Raw genomic sequence first — 25,591 nt, forward strand, 5'->3', positions numbered from 1 at the left:
GCGGGCTCCTTCTCGATGGGGAGTCCTCGAATGCGTGGTGGATGCTGGGTGGTCCTCTCGTGCGTGCTGCTGGCCGCTTGTGCCACGCCGGCCCGGAGAGGCCCCGGTGCCGATGCGCCGCGACTGCTGACCTGGTCCGAGCAGATGTCCGTGCGCGAGGCCTGGCTGGAGAAGCGCCACGGGCTGCTGCTGGACATGATGCGCCGTCACGGCGTGGGCATGTGGATTGTCGTCAACGAGGAGTTCCATGACGACCCGCTCACGCAGTTCGTCGCGCCGCCGCGGCCGTACGCGGGCAACCGGGACATCTTCGTCTTCGTGGACGCGGGGCCGGAGGGCCTGAAGCGGGTGGCGCTGACGGGCTACGCGGAGGCCGCGCTCACGCGCTTCTTCGAATTGCCCGCCGAGGGTCGCACGACGCGCGACGTGCTGACGGAGTTGGACTCGCGCTATCAGCCGAAGACGATTGCACTGGGCATTGGCGGCAGGCGCGGGGTGACGCGCAGCCTGACTCGCGACGGGTATGCCTTCCTGGTGGAGACGCTGGGGGCGGGGGCGGAGGCGCGCTTCGTGAGTGCGGCGCCGCTCATCGAGGAGTACCTGGACACGCGGCTGCCCGAGGAGTGGGAGCACTACCGCGCGCTGGTGGCGCTGACGGACGCGGTGGTGAAGGAGGCCTTCTCGCCTGCCGTGGTGGTGCCGGGGAAGACGACGGTGGGCGACGTGCGTCGCTGGCTCTACGACAGGCTGTGGGAATTGGGTGTGGACACGTGGTTCCAGCCGGACCTGCGCGTGCAGCGCAAGGGGCTGGTGAGCTCCACGTCGCGCGGCTTCCTGGCGCCCTCGACGGAGGACGTCGTCATCCAGCGTGGTGACCTGCTCCACGTGGACTTCGGAATCACCTACCTGGGGTTGAACACGGACTGGCAGAAGATGGCGTACGTGCCGCTGGAGGGTGAGATGGACGTGCCCGCGGGGCTGAAGAAGGCGCTCGCGAACACGAACGCGCTGCAGGACGCGCTGATGCTGCGCAGCTCGCGGCCGGGCCGCTCGTCGGCGGACGTGTACGAGCAGACGATGGCGGAGATGAAGGAGAAGGGAATCGAAGCGATGGTCTACAGCCATCCGCTGGGCAACCAGGGCCACGCGCTGGGGGCGCACGTCGACTTCCGCTCGGCCAGCCGCAAGGAGGAGCCCAAGCTGCTGCGCGAGGGCTCATACATCGCGATTGAGCTGAACACGGCCACCGTGGTGCCCGAGTGGGACGGGCAGAAGGTGTTCGTGATGCAGGAGGACCCGGCGTACCTCACGGGCGAAGGCTGGAAGTTCTTCGTGCCGCGGCAGGAGGCCTTCTACTTCCTCGGGAGCCAGGTCTTCACGACGCGCGGTGCGCCCATCCACTGAGATGGCGTGAAGGCCCTCAGAAGCCGATGCCCGCGCCCACGCTGAAGGCCCACATGCGCGCGGTGCCGGCGGTGCGGAGGCCCTCCGGCGTGTCCACGTCGATGCGGACGCCAGCCCGCGCGAAGCCGGAGCCGAGGCGGGCGCGGACGAAGGGCTCGAGGGAGAGCTGGGAGTCCTTGCCGTCCCACGTCGCCTCGGTGAGGTGGGGCGAGACGAGCTGGGCGCGCAGGCCGGGCTCCAGCAGCCCGAGCCCGAGCGAGGCCTCGGCGCTGGCCTGGGCGACGAAGTGGGTGTCCTCCGAGGAATGTGAGACGGGCACCAGCATGCCGAGGGCGACGTCGGCGCGGAGCTGGAAGCCCGGCAGGTCCATGCCGACGGCGAGGGGCAGCACCACGGACGTGGTGTCGAGCGACCACAGCCACGGGTCCGCCAGCCCGCGCACGGCGGAGGCGGTGGCGTAGTTGGCGCCCTCCGCGGCGGTGGCGGACTCGCCGGCCTTCCGCGCGTCGGTGCGCAGGGCGACGGGAAGGGCCACGGCGGCACCGACGCGGACGAAGAGGACGTCCTCCGCGGCCGTGCGCGTGTGGTGGATGCCGAGGAGGAGGTTGGAGGGGCCGACATGGCTCCACTGGCTGCTGCTTCCGGTCGCGAGCGTGGTGTAGGGCAGCCCCCAGTCCACGCGGAGCTGTCCGTGTTCGGACACCTTGAAGCCCGCGGAGAGCGTGGGTGAGAAGTGGCGCGTGGACACGTCGTTCAGCCGGGGCGCCGACGAGAAGAGAAGGGTGGTGGCGACGAAGTTGTCGGGCTCGCGGACCTGTGCCGAGGCGGCGGTGCTCGCGAGCGCGAGGCAGGTGGCGAGGAGCCACGCGGCGGCCCGACGATGCGGGGCGCGACGGCGGAGAGGTGTCTGCATACGGTGTGTCCCGTGAGGCCTGTCCGGCTCACGGCCCCCTGTACTTCCTGGAACACCGGTAAAGACGCAGACGGTCACCCGTCCTTCAACGCGGCGGCTGATTTTTCGCCATCCGTGCACGAGCGGACACGACAGCGGCACGTCTCATCCTGCGACAGTCCGAGAACGCGCAGCCGGTGGCCATGAAACGACGCATGCCTGACGCGGAGAGGCGCTTCATGGCGCGGACGCGACGAGCCCCTCCGGCGACCGGCCATGCCGGAAGGAACGTTCATTCCGCGGGGCAGGTGCCCGGAGGTGTGCCTCGCCGACCTCCGGCGGCCGGTCATGCCGGAAGGAACGTTCATTCCGCGAGGCAGGTGCCCGGAGGCGTGCCACACCGACCTCTCTCCGGCGGCCGGTCATGCGGGAAGGAATGTTCATTCCGCGAGTCAGGCCGCGTCGGTGGCCCCGCGCCCGCTCACGTCCGTCCAGGTGAGGCCGAAACGCGCGAGGTACTTCTTCAGCCGGTCCGCGTCGTTGACGCTCTTCTTCTGCGCACGCGACTGCGCGAACAGCACGCGTCCGGCATCCGACAGCGTGCGCGAGGAGCGGCATACGCTCAGCACGTCCGCCAGTTGCACCCGGTCGAACCGGTCCAGTTCCCTGGCCAGGTCCTCGCCAAGAATCTCCGCCACCAGGTCCACCGCGCCACCGCGCGACTCGGAGCGAGCCCCGGCCGGGCGCCACTGCTCGCGCAGCCGGCCAAGCTCCTCGTCCACCACCTCGCGCGTAATCCGTCCTCCTGCGGCGAGCGTGGCCATGCGCAGCACGGCCGCATTGAGGTCTCGGAAGTTCCCCGACCATCGCGCATCCGGTGACGTGGCGAACCCGAGGAACCGCTCCTGCGCCTCCTTGTTCATGGTGACGCGCGTGCCCATTGCCTCGGACGCCTGGTCCAGCTCGTAGAGGAGGTTGGGCGGAATGTCCTCGGGGCGCTCGCGCAGCGCGGGCAGCCGGAAGGTCCACAGGTTGATGCGCGCGAGCAGATCTTCACGGAAGCGCCCACGCTCCACCTCGATTTGCAGGTCGCGGTTGGTGCCGGCGATGAGCTGGAAGTCGCTCTCCACCTCCCTGTCGGAACCCACCGGCAGGAAGCGCTTGTCCTCCAGCGCGCGCAGCAGCATGGCCTGCTCGTCCGCGCCCAGCTCGCCAATCTCATCGAGGAACAGCACGCCGCCATTCGCCTGCCGCAGCAGTCCGGGCCTGTCCTGGAGTGCCCCGGTGAAGGAGCCCTTCACGTGGCCGAAGAGGGCGGACATGGCACCGTCACCTCGCAGCGTGGCGCAGTTGAGGTCCACGAAGGGACCGGCCACCCCACGCCGCGTCTTCTTCAGCGCATAGACGCGGCGCGCGAGCTGTGACTTGCCCGCACCCGTGGGGCCGGTAATCAGCAGCGGCGCCTTCGACTGCACGGCCACCTGCTCAATCCGCTCGATGAGCCGGTTGAAGGCGGGGTTGAGCGTGTCGATGCCGGCCTTGAGGAAGGATAGGCCCTCGCGCTGCTCCTGCTGGAAGCGCGCGGCCAGCGTGTCGTACTGCGACAGGTCCAGGTCGATGAGCGTGTGCGAGCCCGGCCCCGAGCGGTCCCTCCCGGTGCCCGCGGGCGACATCTGCACCAGCCTGCCGGGGATGAGCCGGCTCTCCACCAGGAGGAACATGCAGATCTGCGCGATGTGCGTGCCCGTGGTGATGTGGACGAGGTAGTCCTCCTCCTCGGGATTGAGGGCGTAGCCGCGCACGTAATCCAGCAGCGCGCCATACGTCTCCTCCAGGTCCCACGGGTTCTGGATGTCCAGCACCGTGGGGCGCACCTCCGTCTCCGGTGACACCTGGTGGATGTCCGCCACGAGCGTGCCCGCGAGCGCCGTCGCGTTGGGTGGGTGCAGCAACTCCAGCCGGTGCACCACCAGGTCCTCCTGCTGGCACAGCGCCACCGTGGGCCGCCACTTCGCCCACCGATGCGGCCCCTGTCCCGTGTCCAGCGTCGTCCCCAGCATCCCGAGGACCACCGTCTTGCGCGCCCGCGTTTTCGCCATGCGGATAGGACTTTATCCCAACGGATAGGCGGAGGCACTCCTCCGGGAGTCCTTCCCTCTGGAGAAGGGTTGGCACGCCGGCTGCTCTACCTCCCGACGTGCCCGGGACGCAGAGCCCGGGCGGACGACCGAAAGGTGAAGGCCATGAACCGCAACAACGCGAACTACGAGGTGCTGTCGGACGAGGCGGGTCGCCCCATCAAGGCGTGGACGGTGGGTGTGCCGTTCGAGGACGAGGCGAAGAAGCAGCTCAAGAACCTCCGGGGCCTGCCCTTCATCCACAAGTGGGTCGCGGTGATGCCGGACGTGCACCGCGGTTACGGCGCGACGGTGGGGAGCGTGGTGCCGACGGTGGGCGCGGTGGTGCCGGCGGCGGTGGGCGTGGACATCGGTTGCGGGATGATTGCCGTGCGTACGACGCTGCGCGCGGACCAGCTCCCGGACTCGCTGCGCGGGGTGCGCTCCGCGATTGAGCAGGCGGTTCCGCACGGCCGTACGGACAACGGCGGCCGTAACGACGCGGGCGCGTGGCGCTCGGCGCCGGCTCCGCACCAGGCGGAGTGGAAGCGACTGATGGAGGGGTACGACGTCATCGTCGGGAAGCACCCTCGCATCGGCCGTGGGCCGGACATCGCGCACCTCGGGACGCTCGGGACGGGGAACCACTTCATCGAGCTGTGCCTGGATGAGTCGGACGGCGTGTGGCTGATGCTGCACTCGGGTTCGCGCGGGGTGGGTAACCGCATCGGGAGCCACTTCATCGAGCTGGCGAAGGAGGACATGCGCCGCTTCTTCATCCACCTCCCGGACGCGGACCTGGCGTACCTGCCCGAGGGCTCGCAGCACTTCGATGACTACGTCTTCGCCGTGAGCTGGGCGCAGGACTACGCGGCGACGAACCGTCAGTTGATGTTGCACTCGGCGGTGGACGCGCTGAAGCGCAGCGGTGAGCTGCCCCCGTTCGAGCTGGCGGACGAGGCGGTGAACTGCCACCACAACTACATCTCCCGTGAGCACCACTACGGGAAGAACTGCTTCGTGACGCGCAAGGGCGCGGTGCGGGCGCGCGAGGGTGACCTCGGCATCATCCCCGGCAGCATGGGGGCGCGTTCGTACATCGTCCGCGGGAAGGGGAACGAGGAGAGCTTCCACTCCTGCAGCCACGGCGCGGGCCGGGTGATGTCGCGTGAGGCGGCGAAGAAGCGCTTCACGCTCGAGGACCACGCGAAGGCGACGGCGGGTATCGAGTGCCGCAAGGACGTGGACGTCATCGACGAGACGCCGGCTGCGTACAAGCCCATCGATGCGGTGATGGCGGCGCAGGCGGACCTGGTGGAGGTCGTCCACACCCTGAAGCAGGTGGTGTGCGTGAAGGGTTAGGGCACGCGAAGTCATCGACAACCCAGACACCTGAGCGAGGTGGCCATGCCGGGATGAAGACACCGAGGCGCCCGCTTCCCCCTGAGAGACCGAAAGGTCGCCAGCATGGGGGGAGCGGGCGCCGCTATTTTTGGATAGGTGTCAGGCTGTCCCGGGTGGTGCGTGCGTCGCGGGGAGCGAGGAGGCTGAAGATGGTGCGCATCGATGGTTCTCAGGGAGAGGGTGGCGGACAGGTGCTGCGCACGTCGCTGGCGCTGTCGCTGGTGACGGGGACGCCGTTCACCATGACGAACATCCGCGCGGGTCGGAAGAAGCCGGGCCTGTTGCGCCAGCACCTCACGGGGGTGAAGGCCGCGGAGGCGGTGGGCGCGGCGGAGGTGTCGGGCGCGGAACTGGGCTCGCGCGAGCTGACGTTCCGTCCGCGAGCGCTGGCGGCGGGCAACTACCACTTCTCGGTGGGCACGGCGGGCAGCGCGACGCTGGTGATGCAGACGGTGCTCCCGGCGCTGCTGATGGCGGGGACGCCGTCCACGCTGATGCTGGAGGGTGGGACGCACAACCCGGCGGCGCCGCCGTTCGACTTCCTCCAGAAGGCGTACCTGCCGCTCTTGCGGAAGATGGGGCCAGCGGTGGAGGCGACGCTGGAGCGGCCCGGCTTCTTCCCGGCGGGTGGAGGGAAGTTCCGCGTGGACGTGCGCCCGGCGCCGCTCGAGCCGGTGAGCCTGCTGGAGCGTGGACGGGTGCTGCGCCGCGAGGTGAAGGCGGTGGTGGCGATGATTCCGTTCGACGTGGCGAAGCGCGAGCTGGACGTGGCGGGTGGGGCGCTGAAGTGGCGCCCGGACGAGCTGCGCACGGAGGAGCTGAAGCGCTCACCGGGCCCGGGCAACGTGCTGATGGCGGAGGTGGAGAGCGAGCACGTGACGGAGGTCTTCACCGCGTTCGGCGAGCGGGGAAAGCGCGCGGAGATGGTGGCCGAGGAGATGGTGGCGGAGGTGAAGCGCTACCTGGACGCGGAGGTGCCGGTGGGCGAGCACCTGTGCGACCAGCTCCTCCTGCTCCTGGCGCTGGCGAAGGGAGGCACCTTCCGCACGCTGCCGCTGGACGGGCACGCGGAAACGCAGCTGCACACGATGGCGCACTTCCTCGACGTGAAGGTCCAGGTCCGCGAGGTGTCTCGCGAGGTGCGCGAGGTGGAGGTGCGGGGCTGAGGTGAGCCGGGGGCTGGACGGAGGCGGGGAAGCGCCCTGGGGCGGAGTCACCACGTCCCCGCCCCGGGGCCTGTCCCTGCTTCTACCTGGGAATCATCGCGTAGGCATGGACCGCACCGTTGTGCGTGCCGGTGCCGACGATGACGCCGGTATCGCTGATGCCGTAGGCCGAGTTCGAGGTGCCCGTCAGGAGGTTCCAGCCGGAGCCGGCCGGCAGCAGGTCACCCAGCCGATAGGTGGTGACACCGTCGAAGAGGAAGGGGACCGACGACGCGCTGGAGGCGGTGCCCACGGCCCAGCCCGCCGAGTTCACGCCGCGCGCGGAGCCGGACGACGTGCCCGCCGGGAGCGGAATCGCCCGCATCCCATTCGCGCTGTCCCAGATGAAGGGCACCCCCGAGCCCTGGTTGCTCATGCTCGCCCCCACCACGCGGCCGTTCTCGCTCACATCGAAGGCGACGGCGCCGTTGCGTCCTGACAGGGCGCCCACTTCGGTCGCGGTGTTGGTCACCGAGTTGTAGACGATGCCCACGTTGCGCGCGGCGTTGTTGGGGTCGACCCCGATTCCCACAATCAGGCCGGCGTTGTTGATGCCAAAGGCCGAGACCAGGTAGCACCCGGTCGACGTGGTCTGGGTGATGAGCTTGCCGGCGCTACCCGAGTACAGCGCCGCGCGCTCCGAGGTGCCGCTTCCCGCCGAGCCGACCGCCACCAGGGAGCTGTTCACGTCGTTCGCGCGCCCGACCGACTGTCCGGGCGGGAGCGGCAGCTGCGAGACGACCCCGCTCTTCCAGATCAGCGGCAGCGGGTTCACGCCGGTCGCGGTCGTCGTCCCGGTGCCAACCACGGCGCCGGCATCATTGGCGCCGTTGCCCGCGCTGTAGATTCGAGACGGGGAGGTGAGGTTCGGCAGGCCGACGAGCCCGGCGGCCTGGGTCCAGCGAAAGGTCCGGTTCTGGCTGGTGCCGAGTGAGCGCCCGGTGGCGACGCCGCCCGGGGAGATGCGAAAGGCCTGCGAGGCGGTATCGGACGACTGGACGGTGCCCAGGTCGATGATTGTGTACTGCGGCGCGGCTGCATTCGCCACGCCGCCCAGGGCCAGCAGGGACAGGGCGAGGGTTCCCAACCTTGAAGCATTCCGCATGGTGTTCCTCCTGAAGGATGGTGCGCGAGCTGACCGGCTCCCCGAAAAAGCTGCGAGCCGGGTAACTGTTGTAGCCACACGTGGAGTGTGCCAGCCATCAGGGCGCCCCCTAGAAGGGCCTAAGGAATCCCCTACGCGCCCCCGGGCTCGGGGGGTTCGCCCGGCACCAGCCCGTGTCGGACGGCGAGGCGGACGAGGGACGGCACGTCGCGGATGTCGAGGCGCTCCATCAACTGCGACCGATGGGCCTCCACCGTCTTCACGCTCACGTGGAGTCGCTCGGCGATGGCGCGGGTGGCATGCCCCTCCGCGATGAGCTGAAGGACTTCGCGCTGGCGGGTCGTGAGGAGGTCGAGGGGGCGCGCGGCCGGCGCCTCCTCGGTGACGCGCAGGAAGCCCTCCACCACCCGCTGCGAGACGGCGGGGCTCAGGTAGGTGCGGCCCTGGCGCACCGCTTCCAGCGCCACCTTGAGCTCCGCCACGGCCGCGTCCTTGATGAGGTAGCCGGCCACGCCCGCGCGCAGCGCCTGGGCCACGTACTCCGCCGCGGTGTGCATGGAGAGCACGAGCACGCGGGTGGAGGGGCTGACCTTCGGCACCCGGCGCGCGACCTCGATGCCGTTGAGCCCCGGCAGCGAGATGTCCAGCAGGAGGACGTCCGGCTGCAGGCGGTCCGTCAGCGCCAGGGCCTCCTGCCCATCACCGCACTCGGCCAGCACCTCGATGTCACCGAACGTGTCGAGCAGGGCCCGCAGGCCCGCTCTCACCAGTTGGTGGTCATCCGTCAGCACCACTCGCATGATTCTCCTCCATGGAATTCTCGTCCCGGGCCATTGGCACCTCGGCCACCACGCGCGTGCCCTCCGCGAGGCGGGACGTCACCTCGAAGCGGCCTCCCAGGTCGCGCACCCGCTCCTGCATTCCGAACAGGCCGAAGCTGCCGGGGGCGCCCCCCGCGAGCACCTCCTCGGCGGCGAAGCCCCTGCCATCGTCCCGCACCTCCAGGCGGATGGCCTGCCCGGCGGACTCGAGCCGGACCTCGAGCCGCCGTGCCCTGGCGTGGCGCAGGGCGTTGGTGATCGCCTCCTGGATGACCCGGAAGATGACGATGTCGCGCTCCACGCCCAGCGAGGGCAGGGACGAGGCCGAGGTGAACACCAGCTCCACCGCGCTGCGCTGTGCGACTCCGGCCAGGTAGTTCTCCAGGGCCGCGACGAGCCCCAGCTCGTCGAGCTGCGGAGGCCGCAGGTCGAGGGAGAGGGAGCGGACCTGGCCGATGAGCCTGTCGATGAGGGAGATGGCGTCCGGGAGTCGCCCGGCGAGGGGGCCGCTCGGACGCGCCGTGGCGGCCACCAGGCCGAGGTTGAGCTTCACGGCCGTCAGCGCCTGGCCGAACTCATCATGCAGCTCCCGGGCAAGGTGCTTGCGCTCCTCCTCCTTGGCGGCCTCCAGTCGCATGTTGAGGCGGCGCATGTGCTCACGGCTCGCCTGCGCCTGGCGCAGCGCCTGCTCGCGCTCGGCCTGGAGCTCGCGGAGCGCCTGGTTGCGCTGCTCCAGGAAGCGCGTCCGCCACGCGAGCCCCGCGATGAAGACGAGCAGCGTCCCGGCCAGCGCGCCGAACCGGACGTCATTGCGTTGCCAGAAGGGAGGGGCCACGCGCAGGGTGAGCGGGCGCGTCTCGCTCCAGGGCTGGCCGGGGCTGCGCCCGCGCACCTGGAGCTGGTGTTCGCCGGGCGGCAGCGCGTGGAACGTGAGGTGGTTGCGCGTGCTCAGCGGGAGCCAGGCGCCCTCGGCGGACAGCCGGTACTCGTACTTCGCGTCGCTGCGCCCGTAGTCGAGGACCGCGAACTCGAGCGTGAAGGGCTGGCGCCAGGGCACGTCGAGCGAGGACAGCTCCCAGGCGGGCCGCGTGGGCAGCGCCGGGGACTCGAGGCCCTCGACGGAGGTGATGACGAGCGGCGGCGGCGGCCCCTTCCGCGGACGCACCAGGGGCTCCAGGGCCACCACGCCCTTGGCGGTGCCCCAGTAGAGCCGCCCGCCGAGGCGCGACACCGCCGCGCGGTTGAAGGTCCCGGTGGGCAGGCCGTCGGAGGGGCCATGGTTCTCGAAGGTGCCCGTCGCCACGTCGAGGCGCGACAGCCCCGCGCGCGTGCCCGCCCAGAGGGCCCCGTCCGGTGCGCGTGCCAGCGCCATGACGTGGTTGTCGATGAGGCCCTCGTCCTGCGTCCAGTGGTCCGCCCGCGCGGGCAGGCCCGCCGCGTCGAGCCAGAGGCGCTGCAGCCCTCCGCCCACGGTGCCCACCCACACCGACCCCTCCGGGTCCTCCAGCAGGGCGCTGACGAAGAAGTGGCCGAGCCGCGGAGTCGTCTGGGGGCCCAGGCGCACGCAGTCGAGGCGGTCCGCCTCCACCGTGCAGATGTTGAGCCCGCCCGATTGGGTGCCTATCCAGAGCCGCCCGCGGCGGTCCTCCATGAGCGTGCTGATGGAGTCGTCGGAGAGCGAGCGTGGGTCGCCCGCGTCGTGCCGGAACGCGAGGAAGTCGTCGGTGTCGGGGCGGTAGAGGTGGATGCCCTCGCTCGCGCTTCCGAGCCACACACGTCCCTTCGAGTCCTGCAGCAGCGAGTTGACGTACCCGGGGGCCTGGTCCCTGCCCTGCCCGAACGCGTGGCGATACAGGTGCAGGCGTCCGGTGCCGGGCTCCAGGCGGTAGGCTCCCTGCGTGAGGCCCACCCACAGCGCGCCGTCGCGGGTGCGCAGCAGGCAGAGGACGCCCTTCCAGTCCTCGTCGCTGGGGACGGGGACGTTCAGCGGCTCCACCTGCCCGGTGGCCACGTCGAGGCGGTCCACTCCGCCGCCGAAGCTCCCCACCAGCAGGTGGCTGTCTCCTTCGGAGAGCACCGCCCAGACGTCCTCGTTCGCCAGCCCGTGCGTGCCGTCCGTGCCCTTGCCGCGGAAGGTCTGGAAGATGTCGGGCCGCAGCGAGGCGTGGAACAGGCCCATCCCGAACGTGCCGATGAAGAGGCCACCCGCCGGGTCGAGCTCCAGCGTCCCTTCGTCGATGCGCTGCTCGTACCCCGGTCCATCCGAGGGGAGCCGCTCCGCGTGCACCTCGCCCGTCGCCGTGTCCATGCGGAAGAGGCCGGCGCCAAAGGAGCCGATCCACAGCGTCCCCCGTCCGTCCGGCTCGAGCTCGGTGATGTTGAAGAGCTTGCTGGCCACCTCCGGCGGGGAGAGGGGCACGGGGTGCAGGCTCGAGGTGCCGGGCAGCATCCGGTAGAGGCCTTCCCTGGCGCCGACCCACAGCCCGCCTGCCCCATCCTCCGCGAGGCTGAAGATGTCCTGGGCGGCACCGCTGTTCGCGTCGGTGGCGACGTGCTCGAAGGTGCTCTCCCCGGCGCGCCGCCGGAACAGGCCACGTCCGAGCGTGCCCACCCAGAGCGTCCCCGCGCGGTCTCTGCGAAGGGCCAGCACGAATTCGCCTCCCCCACCGGGCACGAGGGGCGTTCGCGTGGCGCGCCCGGTGGCGGGGTCCAGCACGGCGAGGCCGGCCCGCGTCCCGACCCACAGCCGGCCCCCTTCCGCGTCCTCCAGCGCGAAGATGGCGTCGTGGGGGAGGCTCTCCGGGTTCGAGGCATCATGCCGGAAGTGCTGGAACGACCAGTGCGCCCGGTCGGCCAGGCTCAATCCCCCGTTCATGGTGCCCACCCACAGGCGACCGTGGGCGTCCTCATGCAGGGTTCGCACCTCATCGCTGGTCAGGGAGGCGGAATTGCCCGGCTCGTACTGGAACCTGCGGAAGCGGTGGCCGTCGTGGAGGAAGAGCCCCTCGCGCGTGCCAATCCAGAGCAGCCCCACCCGGTCGAGCAGGACCTCGGTGATGTACTCGGACTGGAACTCGCGGGAGGCCCCCACCTGGTGCAGGCCGAGCGCGGGGGTGCCGGAGGCCACTCCGGACCAGAGCAGCAGGAGGAGGACCCCTGGGAGCCTGACCCCGAGACGGACGCGACCGGAAGCCGGGCGCTGGGAGCGGTGTGTCACCGGCGTATGGACCTCCCGAGGAGCGGCATCCGTCGGGTCGTTGCCGGTCGGACGCGTGACTCTACAAAAGAAACGGTTGGCGGGACCTTGTCGGCACGGTGCGGCCGTGTGCCCGCCTGGGTTCCGGGCGTCCCATGGAGCAGGCAGGTGACATACAGTGGCGCGCCCATGCGCCCACTTCCCAACCGTCTCCTCCCGGTGTTGTCCCTGCTGCTGGTCGTCACGGGCTGCTCCCGAGGGGGCGGAGACGGAGGGTTGCAGAAGGACGTCGCGATGCATTGCGCGGAGCTGCAGCGCAGCACCGAGCAGGCGGCGAAGCTCTACCGGGCGGGACACAACGACCTCCATCCCATTGGTGGTGTACTCAGCGGGCACCTGATCTCGCGGCTCTACAATGAGGCCAACTGGTGCTCCCGGGTCCGCTCAGAGGGACAGCGGGAGATGATGATGCTGGCGCAGGAGCTGTCCATCATCGCCAGCGAAGTGACTGAATTGCTTCCGCAGGCCACGTCGGGAGCGGGCGACGCTCGCGCGGAGATCTCCAAGCACCTGGACCGCTTCGCGGCCATCGTCGGTGAAATCAACCAGCGCCCGCTCAAGCGCTGAAGCCCGCGCGCGGCTTCAGCGTACGAAGCCCGCCACCGGGTTCTCGAACACCTTGCTCACGACGTTCATCGTCCGGAGCCAGGCGTGGGCCTCCTCGCCGAGCCGGCCGTACACCCGCACGTCGATGGGCTTCACGACGCCGAGGAGGGCCTTGAACTCGGGCCAGCCGGAAATCATGTGGATGTGGTCCATGACCTGGCTGGAGTCGGCGAAGGTGATGATGGCGCCCGCTTCCGAGTCACCCGGGCCCCCGTAGAACTGCACGCCGACGAGGCGGCTCACGCCCTCGATTTCCAACCGCCGCACCGCGGCGCGGAGGGTGGCCTCGAACACTGCGAAGGGCGCCGTCAGCTCGAACACCTCCACGAGGGTGATGCGCTCACTGGCTGGGGGCTTCATCTCTTCCGCTCCTTTGCCGTGCTCCTCTCTGCATAATCACGGCATGGAGCCACGAGCCATGTCCGTCCCCTCGCTTGTCGCCGTCGCCCTCCTCGCCCTGGTCGTCGGTTGTGCCGGCACCACCGCGAGCACCCGAGCGCTCCCTGCCCCGGACGTGGGCACGGTGGATTCACTCTTCCGCGACTACTCCGGACCGGACAGTCCCGGCGCCAGCGTGGTGGTGATTCATGACGGGCAGGTCGCCCTCGAACGGGCGTACGGCCTGGCCGACCTGGACCAGCGAGCGCCCGCCACGCCCGAGAGCGACTACCGGCTCGCGTCGCTCTCCAAGCAGTTCACCGCCACGGCCATCCTGCTGCTGGTACAGGACGGCAGGCTGCGCCTCGACGACCGCGTGGTGGATGTGCTCCCGGGCTTCCCGCCGTACCTGCGAGAGGTCCGCATCCAGCACCTGCTCCAGCACACGTCGGGTATCTGGGACTACGAGGACTTCGTCCCGGCCACGCAGACGGTGCAGGTGAAGGACCGTGACGTGCTGGAGTTGCTCTCCCGCACGGAGCGCACGTACTTCCCGCCGGGGACGGCGGTGCGCTACAGCAACTCCGGCTACGCGGTGCTCGCGCTCGTGGTGCAGCAGGTCAGCGGGAGGTCCTTCGCCACTTTCCTGCACGAGCGCGTCTTCGCTCCGAGCGGCATGCCCTCCACCGTGGCGCATGAGGAGGCGTCTCCACGGTGCCCAGGCGCGCGTTTGGCTACGCCGTGGGGCCCCAGGGCTTCATCCCCAGGGACCAGAGCAACACCAGCGCCGTGCTGGGGGATGGCGGCATCTACACGTCCGTGGTGGACCTCGTGGCGTGGGACAGGGCGCTGGACTCGCATGGGCTCGTCAGCGCGCAAACCCAGACGCTGGCGTGGACGCCACCGACGCTTCCGGATGGCAAGGCCGGTACGTATGGCTTTGGCTGGTTCGTCGACGACGACGGCGGCAGGAAGCGCCTGTCCCACCATGGCGAGACGTGTGGCTTCACCAACGCCATCGTGAAGTATCCCGAGCAGCGTCTCACGGTCATCGTCCTGACGAACCGCGCGGGCGGAGAACCGTGGCGGCTGGCTCAGCGAATCGCGGACCTCTGGCTCGGCACGTCGCTGCCCGCGAGCCGGCCCTGGCCGTTCGAGCACATGCCCAACGCGCATTGATGTTTTGCCCGTTGGGCGCTCCTTCCTGGGCAAGGCCGACGACGGTGACCGGGAGGGCACGCTGGCGTGTTCCACCGGGGCTGCTCGCCTGGAAGTCAGGCGGCGTGGGGACGCTCAATCCCAGACGGGCCTTCGCTCGTGGGGCAGCCGGGCTACACCGCGAAGCAACCTCTTGAGTAGCGCGGAGCACGGCCTACGCAGCATGTATCCACGCAGCAGGAGGAAGCTCGCGTGGCCGAAGTCCCCGAAGTCGAAATCATCGTTCGAGACCTCCGGCAGGCTGTCGTGGGGCGGCGCTTCACGGATGCCGAGGTGCTGTCCCCGGTCGCCGTGCGCTTCCCCTCGCCGCCGGACTTCATCGAGGTGCTGCGCGGGCGCACCGTTACCGGTGCGCAGCGGCGGGCGAAGTTCATCCTGCTGCCGCTCGATGACGGCCGGACGCTCGCCATCCACTTCATGCTCTGGGGGGACTTGAAGCTGCGCCCCCAGGGCAGCGAGCGTGCTCCCGCGACGCTCGTCGTCTTCACGCTCGAAGGCGGCGAGGAACTGCACCTCACCGACACGCTCGGCTACGCGCGCGTGGCGGTGGGGCGTGCTGCCGAGGTGGTCTCGCGCCTCAAGCTCGACGAGCTGGGGCCCGAGGCGCTCGATGACACCTTCACCCCGGAGGTGCTCGCGCGGCAGCTCCGCAGCCGGAGGAGTCCGCTCAAGACGGTGCTGCTCAACCAGCGCGTCCTCGCGGGCCTGGGCAACCGCGACGCGGACGAGAGCCTGTGGCAGGCGGGGTTGGACCCGCGCCGGCTCGCATCGTCCCTCACGCGAGAAGAGTTGGCCCGTCTGCACCGCGCCATCCGCGCAGTGCTGGAGGAGGGGCTGCGCCTTCGCGGGACGCAGAAGGACCTCTTCGGCGTGCAGGGCCAGGCGAAGCACCGTCGCAATGTCTTCGGCCGCACGGGCGCGCCGTGTCCTCGCTGCACCACGCCCGTTTCGCATCTGCGCATTGGCGGGCGCAACACGCACTGGTGCGCCACCTGCCAGCCCGAGTCCGGCACTCCCTCGGCGCCGGCGCAGGCCTCGCTGTTGTGAACGATTGACTGGGACGCGGAGCCGAGCAGTCGAATCCCGTGCTCACGCCGAGGCGGCACGGGCCTCGCTGTTGTGAGCCATCAGTCGGGACGCTGAGCCGTGCCGGGCCGGGTGTGCGCCGGGCCCGGCCGCTGTTATGAAGCACGGCGTGTCCGACGTCACCGAGCCGCCATCTCTCGATGCCGCGCTGGCCCGAGCCAGCGAGGAGCTGGGCTTCCCCAGCTACTACCAGTCCACCGTGCGCCCGCTGCTGCGCAACCCCGAGGGGCGCTGGCCCCGCTGCTGCGGCGGAGGCTGTGAGCCCTGCGCCCAGACGCTCATCCGCGTCGCACTCCGCGCGCTGGAATTGATGGGCACCCCGCGCCAGAGCCCCCTGCCGGACTGAGCCTGGAGACACGCATGCCCGCACCGCACCCGCTGCTGCTCGTGGATGACGACGCCGCCTTCCGCAAGGTGTACGGCGGCCTGCTGCGCGAGTCGGGCTACGAAGTCACGGAGGCCGCGGACCGCCCCTCCGCCCGCGCCGCCTTCGACGCCCGGGACTTCCCCCTCGTCCTGTTGGACCTGATGCTCCCGCCCGACGGCAGCGTGAAGGCGGGGCTGGAGGGGCTCGCCGCGCTGCTGAGCGCGAGGCCCGGCACCAAGGTCATCGTCACCTCCGGGGCAGGGGACACGCGCCACACGCTGGAGGCCGTTCGCCTGGGCGCCTACGACTTCCTGACCAAGCCGGTGGACCCGGACGTGCTGCTCGTCGTGGTACAGCGCGCCCTCGCCCGCGTGACGCTGGAGCGGCAGGTGGAGTCGCTGCGCACGTCGCTGGCGCGCGCTGGAGGCGACACCGCGTTGGTGGGGCAGAGCCCGCCATTCCTCGCGGCCGTGACCCTCGCCGAGCGCGTGGCCCCGAGCGACATCCCGGTGCTCGTCACGGGGGAGAACGGCACCGGCAAGGAGTTGCTCGCGCGAACGGTGCACCTCAAGAGCCGCCGCCATGCCGGGCCCTTCGTCCCCATCAACTGCGGCGCCCTGCCGGAGTCGCTGCTGGAGAGTGCCCTCTTCGGCCATGTGAAGGGCAGCTTCACCGGCGCGACGAAGGACCACCGCGGCCTCTTCGCGGAGGCGGACGGGGGCACGCTCTTCCTGGACGAATTGGGCGACATGACGCCGTCGCTCCAGGTCAAGGTGCTGCGCGCGCTGGAGACGGGCGACATCCTCCCGGTGGGCGCGGACCTGCCGGTGAAGGTGGACGTGCGGCTCATCTCCGCCACGCACCAGGACCTGGGCCGAATGCAACAGGAGGGCACCTTCCGCGAGGACCTCTACTGGCGCGTGAAGGGCGTGGAGATCCGCCTGCCACCGCTGCGCGAGCGCGCCTCGGACCTGCCGCTCCTGGCGAAGCACTTCCTCAACCAGTGCGCCCACCTGTGCCCGGACGGGCGCGCCCGGCTGCTGTCGGACGCGGCCGCCGAGGCGCTCGCCGCGCACGCCTGGCCCGGCAACCTGCGCGAGTTGCGGCACGAGATGCAGCGCGCCACCGTGCTCGCCGGAGAGCGCCGCGAAATCCAGCCCGAGGACCTGTCCTTCACCGGCAGCGAGCGGCCCCACGCCAGCGCGCCCGGCGCCCGCACGCTGGCGCAGAAGGTAGAAGCGCTGGAGCGGCGCGAAATCGAGGAGGCGCTGAAGCGCTGTGGCGGCAACCGCACGCACACGGCCGAGGCGCTCGGCCTGTCGCGACAGGGCCTGCTCAAGAAGCTGGAGCGCTTCGGCCTGACGTGAGTCAGAAGAGGCGCGCGCCCAGGCCCAGCTTCGTGGCCCAGCCCAGGCGCGTCTGGCCCTCGCCGGGCCGCTCGCGGAACGTCTCCAGCCCCACCTGTCCCGCCGCCAGCACAGACAGGTTGGAGCCCAGGTACACCTCCACGCCGCCACCGCCGAGCGCCTGGAAGCGCCGCGCCTTCTCGCGCGACAGGCCGATGTCCAGCGGCAGGTCCACCAGTCCCAGCAGCGACACCGTGTCCGCGACGCGGTAAGCCGCCACCAGCCCCGGCGTCACCCGCAACAGCACGCCAGAGAAGTTGTCCTCGTCCATGTACGTGGCCCCGGAGTTGAGCACCACGCCCAGCCCCAGCGTTGGCGCCAGCGCCAGCGGCCCGCGCTCGTACACCTTGCGCCGCACCGCCAATTCCAGCGCCGCGGAGAGCTGGAACCACTGCAGCTTCCCGCGCGCCTCCAACTCGAAGCCGGCGATTCCCTGCCGGAAGCCCACGCCCAATTCCGGCGCTCCGACGTAGCCGTAGAGGGCCGTGGTGCCGTCCGGCAGCGTCGCCGGCGCCACCACCGCGCCCAGCGGGTCCTGCTCCACCCCCTCGCTTCGCGCCGCGTCGGAGCGCGTGACGCGCTGCTCCCCGGTAGGGGCCGGAGACGCGGGGGCGGATTCCTGGCCGAAGGACTCCAGGGAGGCCAGCAGCAGCGCGGACACGAGCAGTCGGGACGGAGCGGAGCGCGTCATGGCGCGCACCCTACCTCGGGGCGTCCCGCCTCGAAACCCAACGATTCCGGGGGCTTGTACGGCGCCTTATGATCTGTCAGGCTTGCCTGGAAGAATACGGAATCCATGGCTGCCGCCCACTCACAACCTTTCACGTCTGCTGAATCCGGCACCACCGCCTCGGCGGAGCCGCGTCGTCGCGCGTCACGCGGGCGCTCGCGAGTGCTGTTGGTGGACTCGGACGTGGGCGCGCAGACGGTGCTCGCGGCGGGGCTGGCGGAGGCGGGCTTCGAGGTGCTGATGGTGGGCGGCGCCCACGCTGCGCTGGAGGCGCTGGCGCAGGACGGCCGGCTCCCGCACCTGGTCCTCGCCGAGGTGGAGTTGCCGGACGGAGACGGCTTCAGCCTCTGCGGCCAGGTGCGTGCGGACGCGCGCACGGCGCACGTGCCGGTGGTGCTGCTGGCGCGGCGGCAGGAGGACTTCCACAAGGACCTCGCCGGCGGCGTGGGCGCGGATGACTACCTGCCGCAGCCGGTGCTGGTGCAGGACGTGGTGGCGCTCGCGCGGCTGAAGGCGGGCCGGCGCATGGGTGACGGCGCCTACGAGTCCCACACCGCGCGGCTGTCGCTGGCGCACGTGGCGCGGGCGCTGCTGGCGGGCGTGCGCTCCGGCCGGGTGGTGCTCGCGGAGGGCGCGGGCTGGTTCGCCTTCCGCCACGGGCTGGTGGTGGACGCCGTCTTCCACGGTGAGCGCGGCAGCCTCGCCTTCCGGCGCATGCTGTGCTTCGGCAGCGGCGCGTACGCGGTGGCGCTCGGGCCGGAGTTGCACAAGGGCTCGTTCACCATGGACCGCGCGTACCTGTGCGACACGGTGCTGCCGGGCCTGGAGCGCTTCGACGCACTGCGCGCGCGCGGCCTGCCGCTGGCATCTCGGCTGACGGTGGACTTCGCGCGGCTGGCGGAGATGCTGTCCACGCTGCCCGAGGACGTGGGCGAGGTGGTGCGCCTGTTCGACGGCCGCCGCACGCTGCGCGCCATGCTGATGGAGTGCCCCTTCCCGGAGGCGGTGGCCTACGAGGCCTCCACGCGGCTGTTCGCGCTCGGGGTGCTGGTGCCGGCCTGCCATGTGGAGGAGCGCGAGCGCGCCCGCTGCGGCTCCACCGTGCCCGGCTTCTTCGAGCCCGCGCCGTCCCTGGAGTCGGAGTCCCGGCCGGCCGCCATGGACACCGCGGCGCCGGACGCCTACGAGGCCTCGGTGGACCTCGCGGCGGACGGCCCTTCCGAGCTCCTCACGCTGGTGGGCGGTGCCCAGCCCCCGGTCATCCTGACGTTCCCCAAGCAGCCCGCGCGCACCGTGAGTGGACCGGGCGCGAGGGACCCGGGGGCCGTGCCGGACGACGCGGGGATGTGAAGGGTTTGACTCGGCGGGCCGGGGTGGGCGAGAAGGCCCGCGAGAGGCCACACCCATGTCCGGTCACAATCGGTGGTCGAAGATAAAGCGCCAGAAGGCAGCCATGGGCGCGACCAAGGGCAAGCTGTACTCCAAGGTCATCAAGGAAGTTACCGTCTCCGCGCGACTGGGCGGAGGAGACCCCGCCGGCAATGCCCGGCTGCGCGTCGCGCTCGCCCTGGCCAAAGAAGCGAACATCCCCAAGGACACCATCGAGCGTGCCATCAAGAAGGGCACCGGTGAGCTGGAGGGGGAGAGCTACGAGGAGGTGACGTACGAGGGCTATGGCCCCGGTGGCGTCGCCATGCTGGTGGAGTGCCTCACCGACAACCGCAACCGCACCGCCGCGGACGTGCGCTCCATCTTCGGCCGCTACGGCGGCAACCTGGGCGCCGAGGGCGCGGTGGCCTGGATGTTCCAGAAGAAGGGCGCGATTACCGTCAAGCCGGGCCCCACCGAGGACCAGGTGATGGAGAAGGCCATCGACGCGGGCGCCGAGGACGTCCTCAACCATGGCGACGAGGGCTTCGAGGTGCGCACCGCGCCGGCGGACCTGCACACGGTGGCCACGCGCCTGGAGTCCGCGGGCCTGGCGCTGGGCGAGCAGAAGTGGACGTACCTGCCGCAGAACACCGTGCAGGTGGAGGGCGACAACGCGCGCGGCCTGCTGAAGCTGATGGACGTGCTCGAGGAGAATGACGACGTGCAGAACGTGCACGCGAACTTCGAGCTGGACGACTCGGTGATGGAGTCCCTGTCGCAGTAGCGGCGGGGGAATGGAGAGGCAACGTGCGCGTGCTCGGCGTGGACCCCGGCAGCCGGTTCATGGGCTACGGGGTGGTGGAGGAGAAGCGGGGCCGGCTGGTGCATGTGGGCCACGGCGTCATCAAGGTGGATGAGTCGGCGCCGCTGGCCTCCCGTCTCAAGGATTTGCACGCCGCGCTGGTGGAGGCGCTGGCGCGCTACGCGCCGGACGCGGTGGCGGTGGAGGGGCTGTTCACCTTCCGCAACGCACGCAGCGCGCTGGTGCTGGGGCATGCGCGGGGTGTGGCGCTGCTGGCGGCGGCACAGGCGGGGCTGGTGGTGCACGAGTACGCACCGGCCAAGGTGAAGAAGTCGGTGGGCGCGGGCGGCGCGAGCGGCAAGGATGCGGTGGCGCGGATGGTGCGCACGTTCCTGTCGCTGGAGGCGTCGCAGTTCCAGCGCGCGGATGCGAGCGACGCGCTGGCGGTGGCGCTGTGCCACCTCAACCACGGCCGGGCCTCGGTGCCCACGGCCACGGCGGCGACGGGGAAGAAGCGCAAGGGCGCGGCGGGGCTGCTGGCGGACCGGCTGGCGTCCGCCTATCGGAAACCGGAGGCGAGATGATTTCGCGGTTGCGCGGGACGGTGCTGGAGAAGGACCTGGAGGACGCCACCATCGACGTGGGCGGCGTGGGCTACCGGGTGAACTTCTCCACGCTGGCGTTGGGCAAGCTGCCGGCGGACGGACAGCCGGTGGACGTGCGCGTGCGCACGGTGGTGCGCGAGGACGCCTTCGAGCTGTTCGGCTTCCTGTCGAAGGCCGAGGAGGACCTCTTCCAGATCCTCACCGCCGTGACGCGCGTGGGCCCCCGGCTGGCGCTCACCGTGCTGTCCGGCATGGAGGTGGCGGAGCTGGTGGCGGCGCTGTCTCGCGGCGAGGTGGCGCGGCTGTCGAAGATTCACGGCGTGGGGAAGAAGACCGCCGAGCGGCTGGTGCTGGAGCTGAAGGACAAGGTGAAGAACATCCACCTGGAGGCCGTGGCCCGTGGCACGGCGCCGGCCGCGGCCAGTGGCACCCGCTCCGACCTCGTCTCCGCGCTCCTCAACCTCGGGTATAAACAGCCCCAGGCGGAGAAGGCGGCGGAGGTCGCCAGCGAGCGGCTGGGCGCGGAGGCCACCTTCCAGGCCCTGTTCCGCGAGGCGCTCAAGGCCCTGCGCTCCGGCGGCTGAGTGGACTACCTGGGGTGGGTGTGACCGCGCTGTGACGAGGAGCTTGGAGTTCCCCGCACAGTCCGCCGAAGCTCCCTTTCCCCAAGAAACCGAATGGGTCCGCGGCCCGACGGACCCGGTGTCTGACTGTCGGCACGGGTCGCCAAGTCTCGCGAGATGGCGGACAGCCTGAGCGATTTCCTACCCTGGTCTGAGTAGACTCTTACGACATGAGTATCACTTTTCAGCTCCGGCGGTGGTGCCCCCGCGCCACCGTGGACAAGGGGCTGCTCACATGAAGTCTTGGCGTGGCGTTCCGGTGCTGGTGTCCCTGCTCTCCGGGCTGGTGGTGGCGTGTGGGCCCGTACCGGAGGGCGAGGCGGAGGCGGTGGATGGGATTGCGCCCGTCCGCGAGTCGGAGCCTGCTGTCGGAGCGGTGACAGCGGAGGGGCTGGTGCCCCTGCCCGGCCCCGGCTGGGACGTCTGCGAGGACAGTGCGCAGCGCGTGCGGGACATCAATCCCCAGGGCAGCTCGAGCCCGGTGGAGCTGGTCGAAGCCAACGGGCGGCTGCTCTTCGTCGCGACGGACCCGGCGCATGGCCGGGAGCTGTGGATGAGCGAGGGGCCGGGGCGGCCCACGTCGCTGGTGATGGATGTGAATCCGGGGGTTGGGCACTCGGTACCGCGCGCGCTGACGGTGATGGGACGGTGGGTGTTCTTCGTCGCGGACGACGGAGCGCACGGCGTGGAGCTGTGGCGCACCGACGGGACGGAGCGGGGCACGGAGCTGGTGAAGGACGTGCGGCCGGGAGTGGCGGGCTCGTTGCCGGACAAGCTCACGGTGGTGGACGGCACGCTCTACTTCACGGCGAACGACGGGCCGCACGGCCGCGAGCTGTGGCGCACCGACGGCACGGAAAAGGGCACGGAGCTGGCGTACGAGTTCGCGCCGGGCATGGGCTCCGCCGGATTCGACAGGCTGCTGGCCTGGGAGAAGGACCTGGCGCTGGTCGTCTACGACGGCACGACGCGGCTGACCACGCTCTGGACGGTGGACAAGTGGGGGCGGGTCGGCGCGCTCTTCACGTTGGACAACGGCGTGTTCCTGGAGCTGAAGCCCGCGGGCCGGCAGCTGTTCTTCACGGTGAACCCGGGCACGGACGAGGCGGACCTCTGGGTGACGCGGAGCGTGCCGGACACGGCCACCTGGCTGCGGCACTTCCCGGGGCAGGAGCCGAAGGGCCTCACGGCGATGGGCGACGCGGTGTACTTCGCGGCGGGCGGCGAGGGCTATTGGGGCGACCTCGGCGACCCGCAGCACGGGAGCGAGCTGTGGCGCAGTGACGGCACGGTATGGGGCACGCGGCTGCTGCGGGACATCAATCCGGGCGCGGAGGGCGCGTTCTCTCCCTACCTGGATCCGGGCTTCGTGGTGGTGGACCGCACGCTGTACTTCGCCGCGGATGACGGCTGGTTCGGACGCGAGCTGTGGCGCAGTGACGGGACGCTGCTGGGCACGTGGATGGTGGCGGACCTGGAGCCCGGCCACGCCGGGAGCGACCCGCAGGACCTGAAGACGGACACGGGCTGGCTGTTCTTCTCCGCGACCACGTCGGAGCACGGGAGCGAGCCCTGGTCCAGCGGCGGGCGGCTCTGGAACACGCGCTCGCTGGTGGACATCGCGCCGGGAATCGCGTCGTCCAACCCGAGGGGCTTCGTGCGCGCGGGCTGGAACGTCTTCTTCGCGGCCACCGACGGCGCGGGTGACCAGGAGCTGTGGTCCGTGTCGTTCCGGCCGGTGCGGTCCTGTGGAGCGCCGGCGTTCTGAGTAAGCCCTATGCCGCGCGCCGTGCCGCGGGCGTGGGGCGCACGTCGCCGAAGTTGGGCGCGGGCAGGACGATGGTGGGCGCCAGGGCTGGCGCCATCAGGTGGGCCGTGAGCAGCGAGGACGGGTGGAAGTTGACGAACGCCCCCTCCACTGCGGACGTGCCCGCGAACAGCTTCTCCACCACCATGGACGTGTACTGGTCCAGCGAGTCCTCGCGGGTGTTGCCGTTGAGCACCACCTCCCAGCCCATGTGCTCGGCGTAGCGGCGCACGCCGGGGATGGCGGACTGCAGTGGCGTGTAGCACTCCGTGGCCACGCCATTCTCGCTGACGACGAACACCTCGCGCGACGTGGCGACGGCCAGCGACATGTTGCCCTGCGTGTGCCCCGGTGTGCTGAGGAGGGCCGCGCCCTGGCCCAGCCACACGTCACCGTCCAGCAGCACCACGCGCTCCGGCGGCACCTCCGCGCCGCCCGGCACGAACCACACCGTCTGCATCGGGTGCAGGTCCTTCACCATCTCCCACTCGGCGCGCTGCACCAGCAGCCTCGCGCGGGGGAAGTACGCGGGCAGGCCGTCTCCGCCCAGCCAGCCGCGCAGGTCCTGGATGTGCAGGTGGTCGAAGGCGAGGTAGTCCACGTCCGCGGGCGTCAGCCCCAGCGAGGCCAGGTGGCTCTGCACCGTGCCGTGGCGCTGGGACATCACCTTGTCGGAGACGAACGCGCCGTAGCGCTCGCGCAGCGCGCGGTAGAAGGGCGCCAGGTGGCCCTTCTCGTAGTCCGACGGGTTGAACAGCAGCGTGCGCCGCTCGCCCTCGCGGTCCACGAACTGCACCACCTGCATGCGGTTGGTCATCATCACGTACGGCGCCGGAGACAGCGCCGCGCCGCTGAAGGCGAACTGCGCGGGGTACGGGAAGGTGATGAGCTCGCACGTGGCCACCGCCGCCACGGGGCCTTCCTTCACGAAGGCCTCGCGCGCATCCAGTGCCGCGCGGCGGAGCTTCTGCAGCTTCACGCCGGGCACGGACTCGGCGCGCGCACCGGCGAGGGAGGGGAGGGGACGGAACACAGGGCTCGTGTGCATGGCAGTCACCACCGGGTCAGGTCGAAGACCGTCTTGACGGACTGGAATCTCGCACGTGCCAGATTGGCCTCAATGGCCTCCTGGTAGCGAGTCAGGGGGAAGGTGTGCGTGACGAGAACGGAACAGTCCGGCCCTTCCTTCCGGGCCAGCAGGTCCAGCACCAGGTCGAAGGTGTGCCGGCGCTCGCCCCGGAAGCTCTCCGGGCCGTACACGTAGGAGCCGAGCAGCGTCAGCTCGTTGCGCCACACGGTGGTCCAGTCCACCCGGTCCAGGATTCCCGCCGCGCCCACCAGCACCACCTTCCCCAGCGCGCGCGTGTAGCGCAGGGCGTCCTGCACCGAGGCCGCGCTGCCGATGCAGTCGATGGTCAGCTCGAAGCCGCCCGTCATCGCCGGAGGGCCAATCACCGGGCGGTACACCTTCGCCCCCGTGCGCCGCGCGACTTCCTCGGCCTCGTCCACGTCGCCCCGCACGCGGAAGGCGTCGTCCGCGCCCATCCGCTTCCCCAGCTCCAGTTGGTAGTCCTCCGCCGCCAGCAGCGTCACGTGGCAGCGGTGCCCCAGCGCCCGCAGCGCCCACAGCGTCGCGAAGGCCACCGGCCCGCCGCCGATGACGAGCACCCGGTCTTCATCCCGGGGCGGCGCCTTGAGCACCGCGTGCAGGCTCACGGAGAGGGGCTCCACCAGCACGCCCGCCTTGTCGGAGACGCCGTCCGGCACCGGGTGGAGTTGCGAGGGGTGGGCCACCATCTCCGTGCCCATGCCGCCCGGCAGCTCGCGCTGGTAGCCGAGCATCTGTCCGGCCGCCAGGCACCCGTCCGCGGTGCGCTCGCAGCCGTTCTCCTGCCCCGCCGCGCACGGCTTGCACGGCGGGGAGATGCCCCGCAGCCGGCAGGGGAGCAGCGGGTCCACCGCCACTCGCTGGCCGACCTGCACGCCGCGCGTCTCGGGCCCCACCTCCGTCACCTCGGCGAGGATTTCGTGGCCCAGCACGGCGGGGAAGCTGTTGAAGGGCTCCAACTGCGGGCTGGCCTTGAAGAAGAGGGTGGCCATGTCCGAGCCGCACAGGCCGGTGAGCAGCGGCTTGAGCCGCACCCACTCCGGGCCGGGCGGGGTGGGGCGGGGGAGCTCGCGCAGGGAGAGACAGCTCCCGGCCCCGTAGTGAAGCTTCGGGTACAGGCCGCCCAGGCCCCGGGCCACGACGTACTTCGGGATGGAGAGGTCGAAGACGAGACCCTTCATGGCGATGGGCGCTCCCTGGCTGCTCGGCCTGCGGGCCGTCCGAGTCTAGCCCCGCCAGATGTGCGGCGACACGCGCGGCCTTCCTGTATAGGGTGCTGA

At 70.8% G+C, this 25,591-nt stretch carries 22 protein-coding genes and 1 pseudogene; 14 read left to right on the plus strand and 9 right to left on the minus strand.

Going from position 1 to position 25,591, the window contains the following annotated elements:
* Positions 1-30 precede the first annotated feature (30 nt).
* Positions 31-1,404 (plus strand): M24 family metallopeptidase, encoded by a 1,374-nt coding sequence (locus tag OV427_RS37685; protein ID WP_267861063.1) that lies wholly within the window; start codon positions 31-33, stop codon positions 1,402-1,404.
* 16 nt (positions 1,405-1,420) lie between these two features.
* Here the strand turns inward: OV427_RS37685 and OV427_RS37690 are convergent, their stop codons facing one another.
* Positions 1,421-2,317: a hypothetical protein gene (locus tag OV427_RS37690; protein ID WP_267861064.1), complete on the minus strand. Its 897-nt coding sequence runs from the start codon at positions 2,315-2,317 to the stop codon at positions 1,421-1,423.
* A gap of 431 nt (positions 2,318-2,748) precedes the next feature.
* The gene (rtcR, locus tag OV427_RS37695; protein ID WP_267861065.1) at positions 2,749-4,395 is read right to left on the minus strand and encodes an RNA repair transcriptional activator RtcR; all 1,647 of its coding nucleotides are present in this window, start codon (positions 4,393-4,395) and stop codon (positions 2,749-2,751) included.
* Between the two features lie 144 nt (positions 4,396-4,539).
* On the opposite strand from rtcR, the gene OV427_RS37700 reads away from it, so the two are divergent.
* Both OV427_RS37700 and rtcA read left to right on the plus strand, forming a co-directional pair.
* Positions 4,540-5,775 carry an RtcB family protein gene (locus OV427_RS37700; protein WP_267861066.1) on the plus strand — a complete coding sequence of 412 codons (1,236 nt, stop codon included), beginning with the start codon at positions 4,540-4,542 and terminating at the stop codon, positions 5,773-5,775.
* A gap of 191 nt (positions 5,776-5,966) precedes the next feature.
* On the plus strand, positions 5,967-6,983 hold the full coding sequence (rtcA, locus tag OV427_RS37705; RefSeq protein ID WP_267861067.1) for an RNA 3'-terminal phosphate cyclase: 1,017 nt from the start codon (positions 5,967-5,969) through the stop codon (positions 6,981-6,983).
* Positions 6,984-7,065: 82 nt separating this feature from the next.
* On the opposite strand, the gene OV427_RS37710 is transcribed toward rtcA, so the two are convergent.
* From OV427_RS37710 to OV427_RS37720, 3 genes are all read right to left on the minus strand, one after another.
* The gene (locus tag OV427_RS37710; protein WP_267861068.1) at positions 7,066-8,127 is read right to left on the minus strand and encodes a hypothetical protein; all 1,062 of its coding nucleotides are present in this window, start codon (positions 8,125-8,127) and stop codon (positions 7,066-7,068) included.
* Positions 8,128-8,258: 131 nt separating this feature from the next.
* Positions 8,259-8,927, minus strand: coding sequence for a response regulator (locus OV427_RS37715; RefSeq protein ID WP_267861069.1), 669 nt, complete (start codon positions 8,925-8,927; stop codon positions 8,259-8,261).
* Positions 8,905-12,075, minus strand: coding sequence for a ligand-binding sensor domain-containing protein (locus tag OV427_RS37720; protein WP_267861070.1), 3,171 nt, complete (start codon positions 12,073-12,075; stop codon positions 8,905-8,907). Before OV427_RS37720 ends, OV427_RS37715 begins: the two co-directional genes overlap by 23 nt.
* A 258-nt stretch (positions 12,076-12,333) precedes the next feature.
* On the opposite strand from OV427_RS37720, the gene OV427_RS37725 reads away from it, so the two are divergent.
* Entirely contained in the window at positions 12,334-12,771 is a 438-nt protein-coding gene (locus OV427_RS37725; RefSeq protein WP_267861071.1) for a hypothetical protein, read from the plus strand.
* 15 nt (positions 12,772-12,786) lie between these two features.
* On the opposite strand, the gene OV427_RS37730 is transcribed toward OV427_RS37725, so the two are convergent.
* Entirely contained in the window at positions 12,787-13,170 is a 384-nt protein-coding gene (locus OV427_RS37730; protein WP_267861072.1) for a hypothetical protein, read from the minus strand.
* Positions 13,171-13,228: 58 nt separating this feature from the next.
* Here OV427_RS37730 and OV427_RS37735 point away from each other — a divergent pair.
* From OV427_RS37735 to OV427_RS37755, 5 genes and pseudogenes are all read left to right on the plus strand, one after another.
* Positions 13,229-13,837 (plus strand): annotated as a pseudogene (locus OV427_RS37735) (serine hydrolase domain-containing protein); the annotation flags it as partial.
* Positions 13,838-13,902: 65 nt separating this feature from the next.
* Complete coding sequence (locus tag OV427_RS37740) at positions 13,903-14,367, plus strand: serine hydrolase domain-containing protein (protein WP_267861073.1); 465 nt, start codon at positions 13,903-13,905, stop codon at positions 14,365-14,367.
* 231 nt (positions 14,368-14,598) lie between these two features.
* Positions 14,599-15,453 (plus strand): bifunctional DNA-formamidopyrimidine glycosylase/DNA-(apurinic or apyrimidinic site) lyase, encoded by an 855-nt coding sequence (gene mutM, locus OV427_RS37745; protein ID WP_267861074.1) that lies wholly within the window; start codon positions 14,599-14,601, stop codon positions 15,451-15,453.
* 148 nt (positions 15,454-15,601) lie between these two features.
* Complete coding sequence (locus OV427_RS37750; RefSeq protein ID WP_163998428.1) at positions 15,602-15,838, plus strand: hypothetical protein; 237 nt, start codon at positions 15,602-15,604, stop codon at positions 15,836-15,838.
* A 14-nt stretch (positions 15,839-15,852) separates the two neighbouring features.
* Positions 15,853-17,226, plus strand: a complete 1,374-nt coding sequence (locus OV427_RS37755; RefSeq protein WP_267861076.1) for a sigma-54-dependent transcriptional regulator — start codon at positions 15,853-15,855, stop codon at positions 17,224-17,226.
* Position 17,227: 1 nt separating this feature from the next.
* Here the strand turns inward: OV427_RS37755 and OV427_RS37760 are convergent, their stop codons facing one another.
* Positions 17,228-17,956 (minus strand): hypothetical protein, encoded by a 729-nt coding sequence (locus OV427_RS37760; protein ID WP_267861077.1) that lies wholly within the window; start codon positions 17,954-17,956, stop codon positions 17,228-17,230.
* A 105-nt stretch (positions 17,957-18,061) separates the two neighbouring features.
* Here OV427_RS37760 and OV427_RS37765 point away from each other — a divergent pair, with 105 nt between their 5' ends.
* The 5 genes from OV427_RS37765 (at position 18,062) to OV427_RS37785 (ending at position 23,164) form a co-directional block, all read left to right on the plus strand.
* Positions 18,062-19,345: a response regulator gene (locus tag OV427_RS37765; protein WP_267861078.1), complete on the plus strand. Its 1,284-nt coding sequence runs from the start codon at positions 18,062-18,064 to the stop codon at positions 19,343-19,345.
* A 55-nt stretch (positions 19,346-19,400) separates the two neighbouring features.
* Positions 19,401-20,150 (plus strand): YebC/PmpR family DNA-binding transcriptional regulator, encoded by a 750-nt coding sequence (locus OV427_RS37770; protein WP_267861079.1) that lies wholly within the window; start codon positions 19,401-19,403, stop codon positions 20,148-20,150.
* 23 nt (positions 20,151-20,173) lie between these two features.
* Entirely contained in the window at positions 20,174-20,752 is a 579-nt protein-coding gene (gene ruvC / locus OV427_RS37775) for a crossover junction endodeoxyribonuclease RuvC (RefSeq protein ID WP_267861080.1), read from the plus strand.
* A complete protein-coding gene (gene ruvA, locus OV427_RS37780; protein WP_267861081.1) occupies positions 20,749-21,357 on the plus strand; it encodes a Holliday junction branch migration protein RuvA in 609 nt (202 codons plus the stop codon). The genes ruvC and ruvA overlap by 4 nt, the downstream gene beginning before the upstream one ends.
* A gap of 274 nt (positions 21,358-21,631) precedes the next feature.
* The gene (locus OV427_RS37785) at positions 21,632-23,164 is read left to right on the plus strand and encodes an ELWxxDGT repeat protein (protein ID WP_267861082.1); all 1,533 of its coding nucleotides are present in this window, start codon (positions 21,632-21,634) and stop codon (positions 23,162-23,164) included.
* A gap of 7 nt (positions 23,165-23,171) precedes the next feature.
* On the opposite strand, the gene OV427_RS37790 is transcribed toward OV427_RS37785, so the two are convergent.
* A complete protein-coding gene (locus OV427_RS37790; protein ID WP_267861083.1) occupies positions 23,172-24,251 on the minus strand; it encodes a hypothetical protein in 1,080 nt (359 codons plus the stop codon).
* Positions 24,252-24,256: 5 nt separating this feature from the next.
* Positions 24,257-25,492 (minus strand): zinc-dependent alcohol dehydrogenase, encoded by a 1,236-nt coding sequence (locus tag OV427_RS37795; RefSeq protein WP_267861084.1) that lies wholly within the window; start codon positions 25,490-25,492, stop codon positions 24,257-24,259.
* Positions 25,493-25,591: the final 99 nt, after the last annotated feature.

It is taken from the genome of Pyxidicoccus sp. MSG2, from assembly GCF_026626705.1.
Taxonomy (GTDB): domain Bacteria; phylum Myxococcota; class Myxococcia; order Myxococcales; family Myxococcaceae; genus Myxococcus.